Annotated in this window: 18 protein-coding genes; all 18 read left to right on the plus strand. The window is 65.1% G+C overall.

The window, feature by feature from the left end; all coding sequences use genetic code 11:
• The first annotated feature begins 33 nt into the window (after positions 1-33).
• Positions 34-591, plus strand: coding sequence for a DUF948 domain-containing protein (locus CZ375_RS02480; RefSeq protein WP_077597736.1), 558 nt, complete (start codon positions 34-36; stop codon positions 589-591).
• A gap of 13 nt (positions 592-604) precedes the next feature.
• The gene (locus CZ375_RS02485; protein ID WP_077597737.1) at positions 605-982 is read left to right on the plus strand and encodes an ATP-binding protein; all 378 of its coding nucleotides are present in this window, start codon (positions 605-607) and stop codon (positions 980-982) included.
• Positions 975-1,799, plus strand: coding sequence for a SigB/SigF/SigG family RNA polymerase sigma factor (locus CZ375_RS02490; protein WP_077597738.1), 825 nt, complete (start codon positions 975-977; stop codon positions 1,797-1,799). Before CZ375_RS02485 ends, CZ375_RS02490 begins: the two co-directional genes overlap by 8 nt.
• A gap of 25 nt (positions 1,800-1,824) precedes the next feature.
• Positions 1,825-3,180: an AI-2E family transporter gene (locus CZ375_RS02495; protein ID WP_077598729.1), complete on the plus strand. Its 1,356-nt coding sequence runs from the start codon at positions 1,825-1,827 to the stop codon at positions 3,178-3,180.
• Positions 3,181-3,266: 86 nt separating this feature from the next.
• The gene (alaS, locus tag CZ375_RS02500; protein WP_077597739.1) at positions 3,267-5,921 is read left to right on the plus strand and encodes an alanine--tRNA ligase; all 2,655 of its coding nucleotides are present in this window, start codon (positions 3,267-3,269) and stop codon (positions 5,919-5,921) included.
• A 3-nt stretch (positions 5,922-5,924) separates the two neighbouring features.
• Positions 5,925-6,338 (plus strand): Holliday junction resolvase RuvX, encoded by a 414-nt coding sequence (ruvX, locus tag CZ375_RS02505; protein WP_077597740.1) that lies wholly within the window; start codon positions 5,925-5,927, stop codon positions 6,336-6,338.
• Between the two features lie 8 nt (positions 6,339-6,346).
• A complete protein-coding gene (gene mltG / locus CZ375_RS02510; protein ID WP_077597741.1) occupies positions 6,347-7,618 on the plus strand; it encodes an endolytic transglycosylase MltG in 1,272 nt (423 codons plus the stop codon).
• Entirely contained in the window at positions 7,618-8,118 is a 501-nt protein-coding gene (locus CZ375_RS02515; protein ID WP_077597742.1) for a YqeG family HAD IIIA-type phosphatase, read from the plus strand. Before mltG ends, CZ375_RS02515 begins: the two co-directional genes overlap by 1 nt.
• Positions 8,119-8,193: 75 nt before the next feature.
• Entirely contained in the window at positions 8,194-8,742 is a 549-nt protein-coding gene (locus tag CZ375_RS02520; protein WP_077598730.1) for a shikimate kinase, read from the plus strand.
• The gene (locus CZ375_RS02525) at positions 8,739-9,911 is read left to right on the plus strand and encodes a 3-dehydroquinate synthase (protein WP_234966817.1); all 1,173 of its coding nucleotides are present in this window, start codon (positions 8,739-8,741) and stop codon (positions 9,909-9,911) included. Before CZ375_RS02520 ends, CZ375_RS02525 begins: the two co-directional genes overlap by 4 nt.
• A gap of 21 nt (positions 9,912-9,932) precedes the next feature.
• Positions 9,933-11,054: a M24 family metallopeptidase gene (locus tag CZ375_RS02530; protein ID WP_077597743.1), complete on the plus strand. Its 1,122-nt coding sequence runs from the start codon at positions 9,933-9,935 to the stop codon at positions 11,052-11,054.
• A gap of 718 nt (positions 11,055-11,772) precedes the next feature.
• Positions 11,773-12,771, plus strand: coding sequence for a PTS sugar transporter subunit IIB (locus tag CZ375_RS02535; RefSeq protein WP_077597744.1), 999 nt, complete (start codon positions 11,773-11,775; stop codon positions 12,769-12,771).
• A 10-nt stretch (positions 12,772-12,781) separates the two neighbouring features.
• The gene (locus CZ375_RS02540) at positions 12,782-13,594 is read left to right on the plus strand and encodes a PTS mannose/fructose/sorbose transporter subunit IIC (protein WP_077597745.1); all 813 of its coding nucleotides are present in this window, start codon (positions 12,782-12,784) and stop codon (positions 13,592-13,594) included.
• A 22-nt stretch (positions 13,595-13,616) separates the two neighbouring features.
• Complete coding sequence (locus CZ375_RS02545) at positions 13,617-14,537, plus strand: PTS system mannose/fructose/sorbose family transporter subunit IID (protein ID WP_077597746.1); 921 nt, start codon at positions 13,617-13,619, stop codon at positions 14,535-14,537.
• 125 nt (positions 14,538-14,662) lie between these two features.
• The gene (locus CZ375_RS02550; RefSeq protein WP_077597747.1) at positions 14,663-15,046 is read left to right on the plus strand and encodes a DUF956 family protein; all 384 of its coding nucleotides are present in this window, start codon (positions 14,663-14,665) and stop codon (positions 15,044-15,046) included.
• A 131-nt stretch (positions 15,047-15,177) separates the two neighbouring features.
• Positions 15,178-15,741 carry an elongation factor P gene (gene efp, locus CZ375_RS02555; RefSeq protein WP_077597748.1) on the plus strand — a complete coding sequence of 188 codons (564 nt, stop codon included), beginning with the start codon at positions 15,178-15,180 and terminating at the stop codon, positions 15,739-15,741.
• Between the two features lie 182 nt (positions 15,742-15,923).
• Positions 15,924-16,286, plus strand: a complete 363-nt coding sequence (locus CZ375_RS02560) for an Asp23/Gls24 family envelope stress response protein (RefSeq protein WP_077597749.1) — start codon at positions 15,924-15,926, stop codon at positions 16,284-16,286.
• Positions 16,287-16,291: 5 nt separating this feature from the next.
• Entirely contained in the window at positions 16,292-16,777 is a 486-nt protein-coding gene (gene nusB / locus CZ375_RS02565) for a transcription antitermination factor NusB (RefSeq protein WP_077597750.1), read from the plus strand.
• Positions 16,778-16,780: the final 3 nt, after the last annotated feature.

The raw sequence follows: 16,780 nt of genomic DNA on the forward strand, positions 1-16,780 counted from the left end.
GCCGCCGAACCACAAGGGAAGAGGGAAGCGAGCATGGATCTTTCTCCGATGGGCATCATGCTGATCTTGCTGGCGGCAGCTGGCACCTGGGCCGTGGTGGAGCTTGCCCTCACCATGCGCAAGGCCCGCTCAAGCGTTGAACAGGTGACGCGCTCTGCCAACGAGACCATCGAGCAGATCCAGCCGATCATCGCCAAGCTGGATGGTGCCATGGACGACATGCAGCCGGCCATCAAGCAGATAGACCCCCTGGTCGAGAAGGCCAACGGGTCCCTGGATGCGGCCAACGAGGCCCTTTCGCGCGTCAATGGCATCCTGGGCGACGTCTCGACCGTCTCCGGAACCGCCGCCGGCGTCTCCGACGCGGTGGGCCAGGTTGCCACCAACGCCGTGTCCAGCGTCTCCGGCCTCGTCGGCCGCATTGCGGGCAGGTCCGGCGCGCAACCCTCACAGCTTGGGGAGGCTGCCGTCGCGCCAGAGGCCGACCAGCCCCTTCAGGATGCGCCAGCCGCAAGCGGCTACGTGAGCTACAGCGAGCTCACCTCCCAGAACCAGGATGCGGAAGTCGCAGCAGACTCCGCCCGAAGCTAAGGAGCAGCACCCTATGCAGGACAAGACCGTTCGTCTCAGCATCCCTGCCGAGGCAAGCTACGCGCGAGCCGTCCGCATGATGGCGGCAAACCTCGCCGTCCTCTGCGACATGAGCGTGGATGACGTGGAGGACGTGCGCATGGCAGCCGAGGAGGGCTTCGTCTTCAGCTGCGCCACCATGCCCGAGACCTGCGAGGTCAGCTTCGAGCTGGTGGACGATGGCATCGACATGGACTTTCTGCTGGGGGATGCCCATGACGACGAGATAGAGGCGGGCAGCGTCGACATCTCGCTCATCGAGCTCTTGCTCTCTGCGGTCTGCGATGACTTCGACGTGACCGAGGAAGGCTACCTCCACCTGGTCATGAGGGCGGGCAAGGCCCATGCCTAACGCTGACGCGGAGACTCGCGCCTCCTCGCGCCGCCGTCTCTCTCGCCACATGCCCAAGGGCACGGTGGCCTGGGACAAGGGGCGCACGCGCGAGCTGTTCAGGCGCTACAAGGACGAGGGTGACGAGGACGCCCGCGAGCAGCTGGTGATGAGCCACCTGAACCTCGTCCGCTTCCTCGCCTCCAAGTTCAAGAACCGTGGCGAGCCCCTGGACGACCTCATCCAGGTGGGCACCATCGGTCTCATCAAGGCGATCGATCGCTTCGAGCCCGAGCGAGGCCTTGAGTTCACCACCTTCGCCACGCCCACCATCATGGGAGAGATCCGTCGCCACTTCCGCGACAAGGGCTGGTCCGTGCGCGTCCCCCGACGCCTGCAGGAGCTCTCGAGCAAGGTCAACCAGATGACCGACGAGCTCACCAAGGAGCTGCAGCGCAGCCCGTCGGTCGAGGAGATCGCCCATGCGCTCGACAGCACGGTCGAGGAGGTGCTCGAGGCCATGGAGTCCTCCAGCGCCTACAGCTCCGTGCCCCTGGAGGGAGGCTCGTCCTCAGACGACGCCCCCTCCGTCATAGACCACTACGCAAGCGAGGACGAGGACCTTGCCTCCTCCGATGACCGCATGATCATCGAGGAGACCATGCGCGACTTCTCCCCGCGCGAGCAGGAGATCATCGGTATGCGCTTCCTCGAGGGCCTCACGCAGGTAGAGATCGCGGGCCGTCTGGGCATCTCGCAGGTGCAGGTCTCGCGCCTCCTCAGAAGGACCCTCAAGAAGATCCAGGAGCGCATCGACCCCGAGGGGCTCATGCAGTAGCGCCCGCATGGCTGGAGGCATTCCCATGATCGATCACGGCGAGAGCGGCCAGGAGGCAAGCGGCACTGTCCGCGCCAGGCGCGTGGGCGCGCATGCGTGGGCGCTCGTCGGCTGCATGCTTGCCGCAGTCCTGGTGGTCAGGGCGCTGGGCCTGGTGTGGCCGGCCGTGGAGCTGCTCCTTGTCGGTGTGGTGCTGGGCTTCATATGCAGTCCCGTCACCAACGCTCTCGAGAGGAGGGGCGTGCCCCGTGCCTTGGCGGCGCTTCTCGCCCTGCTCCTGCTGGTCTCGGTGGTCGTGCTCGCGGGGGTCGTCCTGGGGCCCGCCTTCCTCAACCAGCTGGTGGACATGCTGCAGCGCATGCCGCGCTACGTCTCGCAGCTGCGAGCCGCCGCGAGCCAGTTCTGGGACGCCTTCGGAAGCTCCCGCACCCAAGAGGTCCAGACCGTCCTGGACCAACTCCTTGCCGCCCTTTCCAACATGGGGCTCAATGCCTCGACCGAGCTCATCGAGAAGCTCTCCTCCGGCTTCGTGAGCAACGTCGTCTCGCTGGTGAACAACCTCTTCACCCTATTCCTGGGCCTGGTGCTTGCCTACTGGCTGGCAAAGGACTACCCGCGCATCGTCCGCGAGCTTGGCGTCGTCGCAGGACCCGCCCACGAGGACGAGCTCTTCGTGGTGCTGGCCGTCATGAGCCGTTCGATGGGCGGCTACATGCGTGGCATCGTGATCACCTCGGCTGCGGGAGGGCTGCTCTCCTTTGCCGGCTTCGCCCTGATAGGGCATCCCTACGCGGGGCTCATGGGCATCGTCGTGGGCGTCTTGCACTTCGTTCCCGTCATCGGCCCCTGGCTGGCGGCGGGCCTTGCCATGCTCCTCGCGCTCTTCGCGAGCCCCGCCCTGGCGCTCGAGACCCTCGTCGTCTCGGTCATCGCCCAAAACGTCACCGACAACCTGATCTCACCCTTGGTCATGCGCTCGGCGGTCAAGGTGCACCCGGCGCTCTCGCTGGTTGGCATCATCATCGGAAGCGCCCTGGGTGGCATGCTGGGCATGGTGCTGGCAATACCTCTCACGGCTGCCATCAGGAGCGTCTTCGTCTACTACTTCGAGACCAAGACGGGACGGCAGCTGGTCTCCTACGAGGGTGCGCTCTTCCAGAGCACGCCGTTTCATGATGACGAGGGGGTGCCGCTTCCTGCCTTCGACGCCCTGGATGATGACAAGTTCTTCGAGAGTACCCTTTTGGTGAGCTCCAAGGGTGCGCGCTGTCCCGTGGCGGACGAGCCTCCGCGAGGACGGAGAGGGTCTCTCGCCACGCGCATCCTGAACGCGCGGGATGCGTCCACCGCCGATGCGCAAGAGAAGGAGAAGGGCGCGTAGCGCAAGTTCGCGTGGCCCTTTGAGCCCTGTACACGTATCATTGATGGGTCGAGTCCGCCCCTTTGGGCTGAGCAGCAAGGAGAACCATGAGCACCGCCGACTACAAGACCATGACCACGGCTGAGATCCGCCGAGACTACCTCAAATTCTTCGAGTCCAAGGGATGCAAGCTCTATCCCTCCTCGTCCCTCATCCCCGAGGACCCCTCGCTCCTCCTGGCAAACGCCGGCATGAACCAGTTCAAGGAGTACTACCAGGGCACCAAGACCATGCGCGAGATCGGCGCCACCTCCTGCCAGAAGTGCTTGCGCACCAATGACATCGAGAACATCGGCGATGCCCGCCACCTCTCCTTCTTCGAGATGTTGGGCAACTTCTCCTTCGGTGGCTACTCCAAGGCGGATGCCATCGCCTGGGCCTGGGAGTTCATCACCGGCACCGAGCACCTGGGCCTCCCCAAGGACCGCCTCTACATGACGGTCTTCGAGAACGACGACGAGGCCATCGAGCTCTGGCACGCCCAGGGCGTCGAGTACGACCACATCTCCCGCCTGGGTGAGGAGGACAACTTCTGGGCGGCCGGCCCCACCGGCCCCTGCGGCCCCTGCTCGGAGATCTACTTTGACCAGGGTCCCGAGTTCGAGGGAGAGGCCCCCGGAGACGACGGGGACCGCTACCTCGAGTTCTGGAACCTGGTCTTCACCCAGTACGACCGCCAGGAGGACGGCTCCATGCCCGAGCTGCCCCACCGAAACATCGACACCGGCATGGGCCTGGAGCGCATTGCCGCCATCATGCAGCACGAGGGCTCCAACTACGAGGGCGACGTGCTGCGTTCCCTCATCCACGTGGGCGAGGTCCTGGCAAGCGTCCGCTACCACAGCTCCGAGGCCGTGGACAAGAGCCTGCGCATCCTCGCCGACCACTCCCGAGCCGTGACCTTCATGATCGGCGACGGCATCCTGCCGGGCAACGAGGGACGCGGCTACGTGCTGCGCCGCCTGCTCAGGCGCGCCGTCTACCATGGTCGTCTGATGGGCGTGAAGGGCTCCTTCCTCACCAGCTACAGCCACGAGGTCATGCGCCTCATGGCCGACGTCTATCCCCAGCTGACCGAGAACCAGGCGCTCATCGACGGCATCATCACCGCCGAGGAGGAGCGCTTCGGCGCAACCCTTGACGCCGGCGAGGCAATGCTTGCCGGCGCGCTCGGGGACCTCGAGGAGGGCGGTGTCCTTCCCGGCGAGCTCGCCTTCCGCCTGCACGACACCTACGGCTTCCCCATCGACCTCACGGTCGAGATCGCCGAGGGCGCCGGTCACGCCACGGACATGGACGGCTTCAACGCCGCCATGCAGGCCCAGAAGGAGCGCGCGCGGGCCAGCGCGAACCGCGACGCCTGGGGCAAGGCCAACAACGTGTGGGTCTCCCTTTCCGACCGCCTGCCCGAGACCGAGTTCTGCGGCTACGAGCAGGACACCTGCGAGGGTGCCCGGGTGCTTGCCATCGTCTCCGAGGACGGAGCCGAGCTCGAGTCTGCCCCTGCCGGCCAGAAGGTTGAGGTCGTCCTCGACAGGACCAGCTTCTATGCCGAGATGGGCGGCCAGGTGGGAGACACCGGCAAGCTGGGCGGCTCCTCCCTGAGCTTCGTGGTCGTTGATGCGAAGCACCATGGGGGTGGCCTCGTGGGCCACGAGGGCGAGCTGGTGGCCGGGGAGCTCAAGCTGGGAGACGTCGTCACCGCGTCCATCGATCACGGCAGGCGCGAGCTCATCCGCCGCAACCACACCGCGACCCACCTGCTTGACAGCGCCCTCAAGCAGGTCCTGGGCGAGCATGTGAGCCAGGCCGGCTCTCTCGTCGCCCCGGATCGCCTGCGCTTCGACTTCACGCACTTCGAGGCGATGACCGCCGATGAGCTCGCCCGCGTCGAGGGCCTTGTGAACGCGGAGATCTTTGCCGCCGAGCCCATCGTCACCAAGGTCATGGGCATCGAGGAGGCCAAGGCTTCCGGCGCCGTCGCCCTGTTCGGCGAGAAGTACGGCGAGACCGTGCGCGTGGTGTCCACGGGCGAGGGCGAGAGTCCCTTCTCGCGCGAGCTCTGCGGCGGCACCCATGCCCGCAACACCGCCGAGCTGGGTCTCTTCAAGATCGTCTCCGAGAGCTCCGTTGGCTCCAACGCCCGCAGGCTCGAGGCCGTGACCTCTGCCGGCGCCATCGAGTACGTGGACGAGCGCATCGCCCTCCTGGGAGACGTCGCGGCAAGCCTCAAGTGCCGCCCCAAGGACGTCATGGCCCGCGTCGAGTCCCTCGAGGCAGACCTGCGGGAGGCTCGCAAGAAGCTCGAAAGCGTCACCGTGGGGGCCTCGAGCGACCAGGTCGCCAGCGCCATCAAGTCCGCCCTCCAGCTTGAGGGCTACCGTTGCGTCATCGCATCCCTCGAGGGCCTTGGCGGCAAGGAGCTGCGCTCCGTCTGGGACTCGATCCGCGACGCCTTCCCCGCGGACCCCGTCGCCTGCGTGCTTGCCTCCGCCTCCCCTGACGGCAAGGTTGCGCTCCTTGCCGCAGGAACCGACGTCGCCGTGTCCTCTGGCTTCAAGGCCGGGGACGTCATCAGGTGCGCGGCCGAGAGGGTCGGTGGCCGCGGTGGCGGCAGGCCCAACATGGCCCAGGCCGGCGGGCCTGACGTCTCGGGCATTCCTGCCGCGCTCGAGAGCGCAAGGGCGCTGCTGGGGGCCTAGGGCGTGCGCGTCCTTGCCCTTGACATAGGTGATGCGCGGATAGGCATCGCTGCCAGCGACATGTCTGGCAGCATCGCCTCTCCCGTGAAGGTGCTTCCCGCGCAGGAGGTCCTTGCCCATGCCCGGAGCTTCCGCATGGTCCTCGAGGACTATGAGCCCGAGCTCCTGCTCTGCGGCAGGCCGAGGACCATGGCGGGGGAGGATGGCCCCCAGGCCAGGAAGGTCATGGCCCAGGCGCAGCAGATCGCCCAGTCATGCGGCCTTCCTCTGGAGTTTGCCGACGAGCGCCTCAGCTCCCAGGAGGCCAAGCGTATCCTCCGTGAGGAGGGCTACAACGAACGCTCCATGCGAGGCAGGGTCGACATGGTCGCTGCCTCGCTCTTTCTGCAGTCTTGGCTCGACGCCAAAGGAGAGTAGGATTCTGCATGGCTGACAACCCCCGCAAGCGGGCGGCTCACTACCACAGGCCCGATCCTTCGGCTCACGGAGCAGGCGGAGGCGTGCCTGCCCGGCGTTCCGCCGCGCCTGCTCCTGGCAGGTTGGGAGTGGGCGCCGGCGTGCGCACGCACGCGAGCTCGTCAAAGGCCGCCAGCGTCACGCGCCGGGTCAACGCGCGCATGCACGGTCGGGGGGCTGGCGGGACGCGTGCGCATGGCCCCCGCCGTGGCCCCGCGGTTTTTCTCGCCGCGCTCCTTGCGCTCCTCCTGCTTGCGGGCGGCGTGTTCGCCTGCAAGCACTTCATGAGGGGTTCCGGCGGACAGAGCCAGGTTGCCCCCGGGCAGATCGTCACCGTGGCCATCCCCGAGGGCTCTGGCAGCACGGAGGTTGCCAAGATCTTGTCGGACAGCGGCGTCATCTCTGACGTCAAGGACTTCCTGGCCGAGGTCAAGTCCCAGGGCGCCGAGGCCTCCATCAAGCCAGGGGCCTACGACCTCATGACCGGCGGCAATCTCAGGGAGCTGGTGCGACAGCTGGTGAGCGGGCCAAACTCCACCAGCGGAAAGCTTGCCGTGGCCGAAGGCCTCACGGTGAGCAAGACGGCAGCCCTGGTCGAGGCGTCCCTGCACATCTCCGCCGAGGAGTTCCTCGCGCAGGCGAAGGCATCCAACTATGCGGCCGACTACCCCTTCCTGGCGGACGCGCAGAACGACTCCCTCGAGGGCTTCCTCTTTCCCAAGACCTATGCGTTCACGTCGGGCGAGCTCACGGCCGACGTAGTCATCCGCGCCATGCTTGACCAGTACAAGGCGGAGGTTGCCTCCCTGGACACGAGCTCGTACCTCGCTGCTCTCAAGGAGAAGTACGGCGTGAGCATGAGCGGCTACGACATCCTCAAGATGGCCTCCATCATCGAGCGCGAGGCGCTGACCAACGAGGACCGCTACAACATCTCCTCGGTCATGTACAACCGCCTCAGGGACGACATGTTCCTGCAAAGCGATGCCGCCATGGGATATGTGACGGGCGGAGAGGTGAACGCCAACGACCTCGACACCGACAGCCCCTACAACACCTACCTCTACAAGGGTCTGACGCCCACGCCCATCTGCGCCCCCAGCCTCGACTCCATCCAGGCGGCGTTGAGGCCCGCGGACACCGGCTACTACTACTTCTGGATCACGAGCAGAGACCACAAGTTCTCCGAGACCTACGAGCAGCATCAGCAGGCCATAGCGGATGCCCAGGGCGGCAACTGATGGGGATTTTCGACGCCGACCGCTACCTTGCGTCCATAGACCTCATCGATGTGGACGAGCTGCGTGCCCAGGGCGTGCGCTGTGTGCTCTTCGACCGCGACAACACCTGCGTCCCCCGCGACACCGGAATCATCCCCCCCAAGGTGGCCGCGTGGTTCTCTCGCGTGAGGGAGGCGGGGATAGACCTCTGCATGGTCTCGAACAACATCCATGCCGACCAGGTGCGCGCGTCCGCCCGCGAGCTGGGCTGCGACGCCATAGCCTTCGCGCTGAAGCCCCTTCCCCTTGCCCTCACCCGCGCCCTCAGGCTGCGTGGTCTGCGTCCCGACGAGGCCGTGATGGTAGGCGACCAGGTCTACACCGACGTCGTCTCCGGGACGCTTGCCGGCGTCCGCACGGTGCTGGTGAGGCCGCAGTCGGCAAGCGACCTCTGGTACACCCTCATCCTCCGCAGGCTCGAGCGCCTCATTGTGGGCGATAGGAGCTTTGAGGGAGAGTAGCCGCGCACCCCTTGCCGGCATGGCCGGATGATAGAATCCCCTGTGAACAACTACTATGAGCGCGGGGTTCCACCAATGTCTGAGCCGGCACGGGGCTACGTGGTCCACGAGGGCTGCGACCATATCTTCTTCGTAGGCTTTCTCGGTGCGGGAAAGTCCACCTTGGCGCGCAACCTCGGCAATCTCTTCCATCGCTCTTTCGTGGACACCGACCGCCTCGTGGAGCGCGCGCGTGGAAAGAGCGTGTGCGACATCTTCGCCGAGGACGGGGAAAGCCGGTTCAGGGGCTACGAGGCCGAGGCGCTGCGCAGGCTCAAGGGGCGCAAGTCTCTGCTCGTGAGCTGTGGCGGCGGCATCGTGGAGGGCCCCGAGGCCTGCGAGCTCATGCATCAGATGGGCCGCGTCGTCTTTCTGGACGGCAGCTTCGAGGACTCCCTGCGCCAGATTCAGCACCCAGAGCTCAGACCGGACTTCGTCTGCGAGAGCGACGCGCAGAGGCTGTATGACATCAGGAGGCCCCTCTACCTCAGGGAGGCCGACCTCAGGCTGGACATCAGGGACAAGACGTTCGAGCAGGTGTGCACCGAGGCTGCCCAGCTGCTCTGGGAGAAGGGTCTGCTATGAGCGAGGAAGAGCTTTCCGCGAAGCCGGGTGAGCTGGCCGGGCAATCCGTCCGGCAGGAACCCACGGCGGCTGTCGTCCCCAGCGTGCAGCGCCAGTGGGTCTCCATCCCCGGTGGCTCATGCGACGTGCGCCTGGGACATGGCGTCATGGGCCAGGCGGCGGCCATCCTGCGCACGGCCGTGGGCCGCCCCCAGGCCTGTGCCCTGCTGGTGGGGGAGGGGTCTGACGAGGGGCAGGTCGAGCTCATGCGCCGCGAGCTCACCTCCGCGGGCTTCCTTGTGGATCGCATCGACCTCCCCGGGCAGGCACCCGCGCGCCAGCTCTCCTGCCAGGTCATGCTCCTTGAGAGGCTTGATGGCGCGCGCATCACCTCGGATGACCTCGTGGTCGCCATGGGCGACGTGGACATGCTCTGCGCGGCCGTCTCCGCCTGCGCCAGCTGGTGCGGGGGAGTGGCCCTGGCCTGCGTCCCTCGTGACCTCGACGCCATGCTCGAGGTTGCGCCCACCCCCCGCGGCATAGACCTCGCCTCTCACGGCGAGATGCTCACCGCCAAGGCCTGCTGTCGCTACCTCCTCTGCGACCTTGACCATATGGAGCTCTCGGTTGGGGCTGAGCCCACCAGGCTGGCCCTTGCGCTCATGGTGTCTACGGCCATGGCCGAGTCCGAGCAGGCCTTCTCGCGCCTCTGGGACAGGAGCATCCAGATTGCCGAAGGGGATGAGGACGCCCTGGCGGAACAGGCGCTTGACACGCTGAAGTCGCGTGGGCACATCGTCTCTTCCACCGCCCTTGCCGTGCGCCAGTCCATCTCCTACGGCAGCGAGCTGGCGCGTGCGCTTGCCCGCCTTGTGGACGAGAGCCCCTCGACCCTGCTTGCGGAGGGGCTTCGCTTCTCCGCGCGCATCTCGGCTGGCGAGGGCAAGCTTCCCGTGGACGATGTCTTTGCCCAGGACGACCTCCTCGAGCGCCTGGGCCTGCCCGCGCTGAGGAGCGCACCTGCCGCGGAGGACGTGGTGCGCGAGCTCAAGGAGGAGCGCTTCCTGCGCACCAGGCGCTTCCTTTTGGCGCTGCCCCAGGTCCTGGGCCGCGTGCGCCTCTCCTCCGTCGACGATGACCTCCTGCTCGAGCATGTCCAGGCCTGGTGCGGCTCCCGCGAGTCCGCGTAGCAGTCTAGAAAGGAAGAGAAGATGGCAGATGCAAAGGCCACGATGGGGCGCGTCGCCCGCCTGAGAGGGCTGATGGAAGAAAGGGGCTATGACGCCGTCATCCTGCGCAACAACCCCGACCTGCGCTGGCTCACGGGCGCGGAGCGCTGCTTCGATGACGAGCCTGCCCACACGGCCTTCGTGACGGCGGAAAAGCTCTGCTTCCACACGGACTCGCGCTATTACAACAGCTTCCAGGAGCGCCTTGGCGCAGATGGCCCCTGGGCCATGGACATGGACCTCGTCAGTCCCGCCGGCTGGGCGGCCGAGAGGGTTCTCCAGGAGCGCTGCCGCGTGGTCGCCGTCGAGGACAGCTGCACCCTCTCCTTCTTTGACGCCTTTAACGCCGCCTGCGACAGCGTCTCCATCGCCTGCCTCACGCCGCGCATGCACGAGGACATCGCCGACTTACGCATGGTGAAGGACGACGAGGAGATCGAGCTCATGCGCCATGCCCAGTCCATTACGGACGCCGCCTTCGAGCATATCTGCGGCTTCATCCATGCCGGCCAGACCGAGCAGGAGATTCGCGTAGAGCTCGAGAACTACATGCTCGGCCATGGCGCGGACGGCCTGTCATTCGACACCATCATCGCGGCGGGTCCCAACGGGGCCAACCCCCACGCGCAGCCTGGTCCCTACGTGGTCAGGGAGGGCGACCTCATCGTCATGGACTACGGCGCCGCCTATCACGACTACCATTCGGACATGACTCGCACCGTGTGCGTGGGCCAGCCGAGCAATGAGCAGCGCAGGGTGTATGACATCGTGCGCGAGGCCCACGAGCGCTGTGCCGCGGCGGTGCGTCCCGGATGCATCGGAAGCGACATCCACAATCTTGCCGTCAAGGTCATCTCCGACGCCGGCTATGGGGAGTACTTCCAGCACGGGCTGGGCCATGGTGTGGGACTGGAGATACACGAGCGTCCCAATTTTGGCAGGAGCTACGACAGGCCCGTTCCCGCAGGTTCGGTGGTGACCATAGAGCCTGGCATCTACCTGCCGGGGAAGTTCGGCATCCGCCTGGAGGACTTCGGGGTGATCGGCGAGGAGGGCTACCTGCCCTTCACGGAGTCGAGCCACGAGCTGCGTGTGGTCGGCTAGACGGGGTGGATACGCGTGATGAGAGGGGCGGGGAGGGCCAGTACGGCCGCCCCGCCCCTCTCGCGTCTCATCCCCAGGCGACCTGCTCTCCGTTTTGTCTCACGGGTGGGTCAACGCGCGACTTTCTTTTCCATCGGCGGGAAACGACGTGTTCGCCCACCGCAGGCGCCGGATTCGGTGGGTCAACGCGCGACTTTTGGCGGCTGGAGGCGGGAAGTGGCGCGTTCGCCCACTGCGCTCGCGCCTACGGGTGGGTCAACGCGCGGTTCTGCGGCGCTGTGGGCCGAGAGGTGCGCATTCGCCCACTGCAAGGCGCCCACAGGTGGGCAAAACTGCGTTCGAAGTCTTTTTTCGCCAGCCGAGGGCACATCTGACCACCGATATGCATCAGTCGGCGGGCCTCCTGCCCTAGCTTTTATGCACGGAGAAATGCCTAAACCCCTGTTTCACGGGAGTGAGGAGCGCATTATTCGATGATGTCAACACAAATTCTCTAAACGGATTTGTGGATTTTCGTTCGTAAGTACCGCGCTGACCTGTAAATACAAACTGAATTCGAATTTCAAAATATTTGGCAGACGGCGGAGGCTGTCCACAAGCGACTGCAGGCGTATACTAATTTTTGTGTGTAAGAATCATGGAGGGGAAGGGAAACCCAAGAAGACTCCATGATTCGATGTTCTGTGGACAGTGGAAGAACACGTAAGGAGGAAGTTGGATGGTCAGCATTGTCCTAGCCAGCCACGGCGCATTTGCCGAGGGCATCATGGAATCGGGCGGCATGATCTTCGGCCAGCAGCAAGACGTTGCCGCCGTGATCCTGACGCCTGACATGGGTCCTGACGACATGCACAAGAAGCTGCTCGACGCTGTCAGTGGCTTCGCAGACCAGGAGCACGTCCTGTTCCTGGTGGACCTGTGGGGCGGGACCCCCTTCAACCAGGTCTCTCGCATCCTCGAGGAGGAGGGTCACGAGGATTGGGCCGCAGTAACCGGTCTGAGCCTCCCCATGCTTATCTCGGCATATGGAGCCCGCATGGGTGCCGAGACCACGGCCGACGTCGTCAAGGAGATCTACTCCGAGGCGCGTGACGGCGTGAAGGTCAAGCCCGAGTCTCTCCAGCCCGCCGAAGCACGTCCCGTGGCAGCCGAGGCCAGCGCCAAGGCTTTCACCATCCCCGAGGGCACCGTCCTGGGCGATGGCCACATCAAGTTCTCGTTCGTGCGCGTAGACACCCGTCTCCTTCATGGCCAGGTGGCCACCACCTGGACCAAGCAGGCCGATCCCGACCGCATCATCGTGGTCTCCGACGACGTCTCGCGCGACGCCCTGCGCAAGACCATGATCGTCCAGGCTGCTCCTCCAGGAGTCAAGGTGCACGTCGTGCCCATCAGCAAGATGATCGAGGTCTCCAAGGACCCGCGCTTCGGTGACACCAGGGCGATGCTCCTGTTCGAGAACCCCCAGGACGTGTTGCGTGCGGTTGAGGGTGGCGTGGACATCAAGACGGTCAACCTTGGTTCCATGGCACACAGCCTGGGCAAGGTCACTGCTTGCGCTGCAATCTCCGTGGGTCCCGAGGATGTCGAGACCCTCGAGAAGCTCGCGGAGAAGGGCATCAACTTCGACATCCGCAAGGTGCCGACCGACTCGCCCGTTGCTTTCGATTCGATGATGAAGACGGCCAAGACCAAGCTGGCCGAACAGAACAAGTAAGGAGGGAACTATGTCGCCAATCACGATCCTGCTCGTCATCATTGTCGCGTTCTTCGCGGGCATGGAGGGCGTCCTGGACGAGTGGCAGTTCCACCAGCCCCTCGTCGCCTGCACGCTCATCGGCATCGTCACCGGTCACCCCGCAGAGGGCATCCTTCTCGGTGGCTCCCTGCAGATGATCGCCCTCGGCTGGGCGAACATCGGTGCCGCCGTCGCCCCTGACGCAGCCCTCGCCTCCACCGCCTCCGCCATCATCATGGCGCTGGCCCTCTCCAAGGGCAACGTTGACACCACCACGGCCGTCAGCACCGCAATCGCCCTGGCCATCCCCCTGTCTGTGGCTGGCCTCTTCCTCAGCATGATCGCCCGCACCCTCTCTACCGGTATGGTTCACGCCATGGACAGGGCCGCCGAGAACGCCAACTTCGGCGCGATCGGTCGTTGGCAGATGGCTGCCATCGCCATGCAGGGCCTGCGCATCGCCATCCCCGCCGCCGCCCTCTGCGTCATCCCTGCCGAGGCAGTCACCGGTGCACTCAACGCAATGCCCGCATGGCTCGCTGGTGGCATGGCCGTCGGCGGTGGCATGGTTGCTGCAGTCGGTTACGCCATGGTCATCAACATGATGGCAACCAAGGAGGTCTGGCCCTTCTTCGCGCTGGGCTTCGTCTTTGCAGCCATCAGCCAGATCACCCTCATCGGCCTGGGCGTCATCGGCGTTTCCCTTGCCCTCATCTACCTCGGCCTCAAGGAGCTTGCCTCCCAGGGCGGCGGCAACGGTGGCTCGGGCGACCCGCTCGGCGACATCCTGAACAACTACTAGGCCTCAAGGGAGTGTGAAGATAATGGCAGAAAACAAGGTTCAGCTCTCCAAGAAGGACCGTCAGGCGGTTGCCTGGCGCCACCAGTTCCTTCAGGGCTCCTGGAACTACGAGCGCATGCAGAACGGCGGTTGGTGCTACTCCATGATTCCCGCCATCAAGGCGCTCTACAAGGACAAGGATGATCAGGTTGCCGCCCTCAAGCGTCACCTGGAGTTCTACAACACCCACCCCTACGTGTCTTCTCCCGTCATCGGCGTCACCCTGGCGCTCGAGGAGGGTCGTGCCAACGGCGAGCCCGTCGACGACGCCACCATCCAGGGCGTCAAGATCGGCATGATGGGCCCCCTCGCCGGCGTTGGTGACCCCGTCTTCTGGTTCACCGTCCGCCCGATCCTGGGCGCCCTGGGCGCATCCCTTGCCCTGGGCGGCAGCATCATGGGCCCGATCCTCTTCTTCGTGGTCTGGAACGCCATCCGCCTCGCCTTCATGTGGTACACGCAGGAGTTCGGCTATAAGGCCGGCGCCTCTATCGCCAACGACCTCTCCGGCGGCATGCTGGGCAAGCTTACCGAGGGCTCGTCCATCCTGGGCATGTTCATCATCGGATCTCTGGTCCAGCGCTGGGTGTCCATCTCCTTCACCCCGATCGTCTCCAAGATCCCGCAGCAGCCCGGCGCCTACATCGACTGGGCCAACCTCCCCGCAGGTGCCGAGGGCATCAAGACTGCTCTCACTCAGTACAGCGCCCTTGGGGCCAACGGCCTGGACGCCACCAAGATCACCACGCTCCAGCAGAACCTCGATCAGCTGATCCCCGGCCTCGCCGCGGTCTGCCTGACCCTGCTCTGCTGCAAGCTCCTGAAGAAGAACGTCTCGCCGATCGTCATCATCATTGCCCTCTTCGCCGTGGGCATCATCGGCCGCGTCCTCAACTTCATGTAAGCTGAGCTGCGGACACGCAGCTGTCGTTCGACCTTCAGGGCCGCATCTCATAGGCTGGCAGCACGCATGCGGCCAGCCGGGAGGTGCGGCCCTCACATGAGAAGAAAGGGAATCGGGACCAAGAGATGGCTCAGTCGCAGAACAGCAGCGTGGACCTGACGGTCAAGGCAACGTCCTTCCAGGGCCTCGCGACCTACGGAGACCTCATGCTGGGCAACAAGGCCCTCGAGTTCTACAACGAAAAGAACGTGGAGGACTACATCCAGATTCCCTGGGACGAGGTGGACTACGTCGCCGCCTCCGTCCTGCCTGGCGGGAGGATCATCTCGCGCTTTGCCGTCTTCACCAAGGAGAACGGGCACTTCTCCTTCTCGACCAGGGACAACAAGGCAACCCTGAGAGCGATGAGGGCCTACGTCCCCGAGGACCGCCTCCAGCGCTCTCTCAGCTTCCTCGATGTGGTGGGCCTGGGCCTCAAGCGTCTTTTGGACATGGTCACAGGCAGGTAGCCCTTGCTTGTGCCGTATGTGGAGCGCGCCTCGGCCAAGCCGCGGCAAGAATCGGCTGCGCTATACTTCCTGCGCACATGACTGATGCCCGCGCCTGTGCGAGCGGGCGCGTACAAGAAAGAGGTTGGCCAGTGGCAACCATCAGCACCGCAGACTTCAAGAACGGCATGGGTCTCAAGATCAACGGCAAGTACTACACCATCGTCGAGTTCCAGCATGTCAAGCCTGGCAAGGGCGGCGCCTTCGTCCGCTACAAGATCAAGGACCTCCAGAACGGCCGCACCATCGACCAGACCTGCAACGCGGGCACCAAGTTCGAGAACGTGCAGCTCATCACCCGTGAGATGCAGTACCTCTACAACGACGGCGCTGCCTACTACTTCATGGACAACGACACCTACGAGCAGATTCCCGTCTCCGAGGACTTCATCGGCGACAACGCCAAGTGGCTCAAGGAGAACGACAACTGCCAGCTGCTCTACGCCGACACCGACCTCTTGGGCGTGAACCCCCCGATGTTCATTGAGGTCGAGATCACCGAGACCGACCCCGGCTTCAAGGGCGACACCGTCCAGGGCGGCTCCAAGCCCGCCGTCATCGAGACCGGCGCAACCATCCAGGTGCCCATGTACCTGAACCAGGGCGAGATCGTCAAGGTCGATACGCGCACCGGCAAGTTCGTCTCGCGCGTATAGCCCCTTTCCGCATGAGCGCACAGGACCCGCGGGGGCTCTCATCCCGCGGGTCCTTTTTGTCTCTCGCCCATCGGTCGTCTCGGGCCTTATCCGAGCGACGCCAACGTCTATACTGAATGGGATTCGTGACCAGCGGCATGGCTGCGCCCGCATTCTTGGCGCATCTCGTCGAAAGGAACATCATGGGCGAAACGGAGCTCTTCATATCGGGCATCGGCATCTCAAGGGGCGTGCTCGCCACCATCGTGACCATGGCCGCCGAGAAGGTCGAGGGCGTTGCCCGCGTGGGCGGCAATGACATCGCCTCCAGCCTGGTCTCGGTGTTCACCAGTCGCAGCGTCGCCCCGGGCGAGGCGGTGGAGTCCTCCGTCGAGGACGGCGCGCTCAAGGTCACGGTGCACCTCGCGGTGTTCTACGGATACCCCTTCACCAGGCTTGCCTCCGTCGTGCGCGAGGCGGTTGCCACGGCGGTGCTCGAGCAGGTGGGCATCCCGGTGGGGTCAGTTGACGTCTGCATCGACAGCCTCGTATTTCCCAAGGAGTAACGCGCGTGTCCAGAACCCATTTCCACGGGCGTACCCTCGCTCGCAGCCAGGCCCTTCAGCTCCTCTTCCAGGCGGAGCAGACCGCGCGCAGCGTGGACGAGGTCCTGGAGGGCGAGTATTCCCTCTCGGAGGGCCCGCTCGACCCCTTCGCCATCCAGCTTTCCCGCGGTGCGGACGGCATGAGGTCCGACCTCGATGCCGTCATTGCCGCCTGCTCCACCAACTGGAGCATCTCACGCATGCCGTCGGTGGACCGGAACCTGCTGCGCGTCGCGATCTACGAGATGCTCGAGATGGACGAGGTGGCGGTTGCCGTCTCCATCGACGAGTGCGTGGAGCTTGCCAAGGCATATGGCACCGACGAGTCCTCCCGCTTTGTGAACGGCCTGCTCGGACGCGTTGCCACCCAGCTCGAGGAAGGAACCGACGTCGTGGCTGACGCTCGCTTGAAGGTCGGCGCGCAGGCTCGGGAAGACGTCGAGGAGGGCTAGCCC

This window comes from Olsenella urininfantis (assembly GCF_900155635.1).
Classification (GTDB): Bacteria; Actinomycetota; Coriobacteriia; order Coriobacteriales; family Atopobiaceae; genus Olsenella_G; species Olsenella_G urininfantis.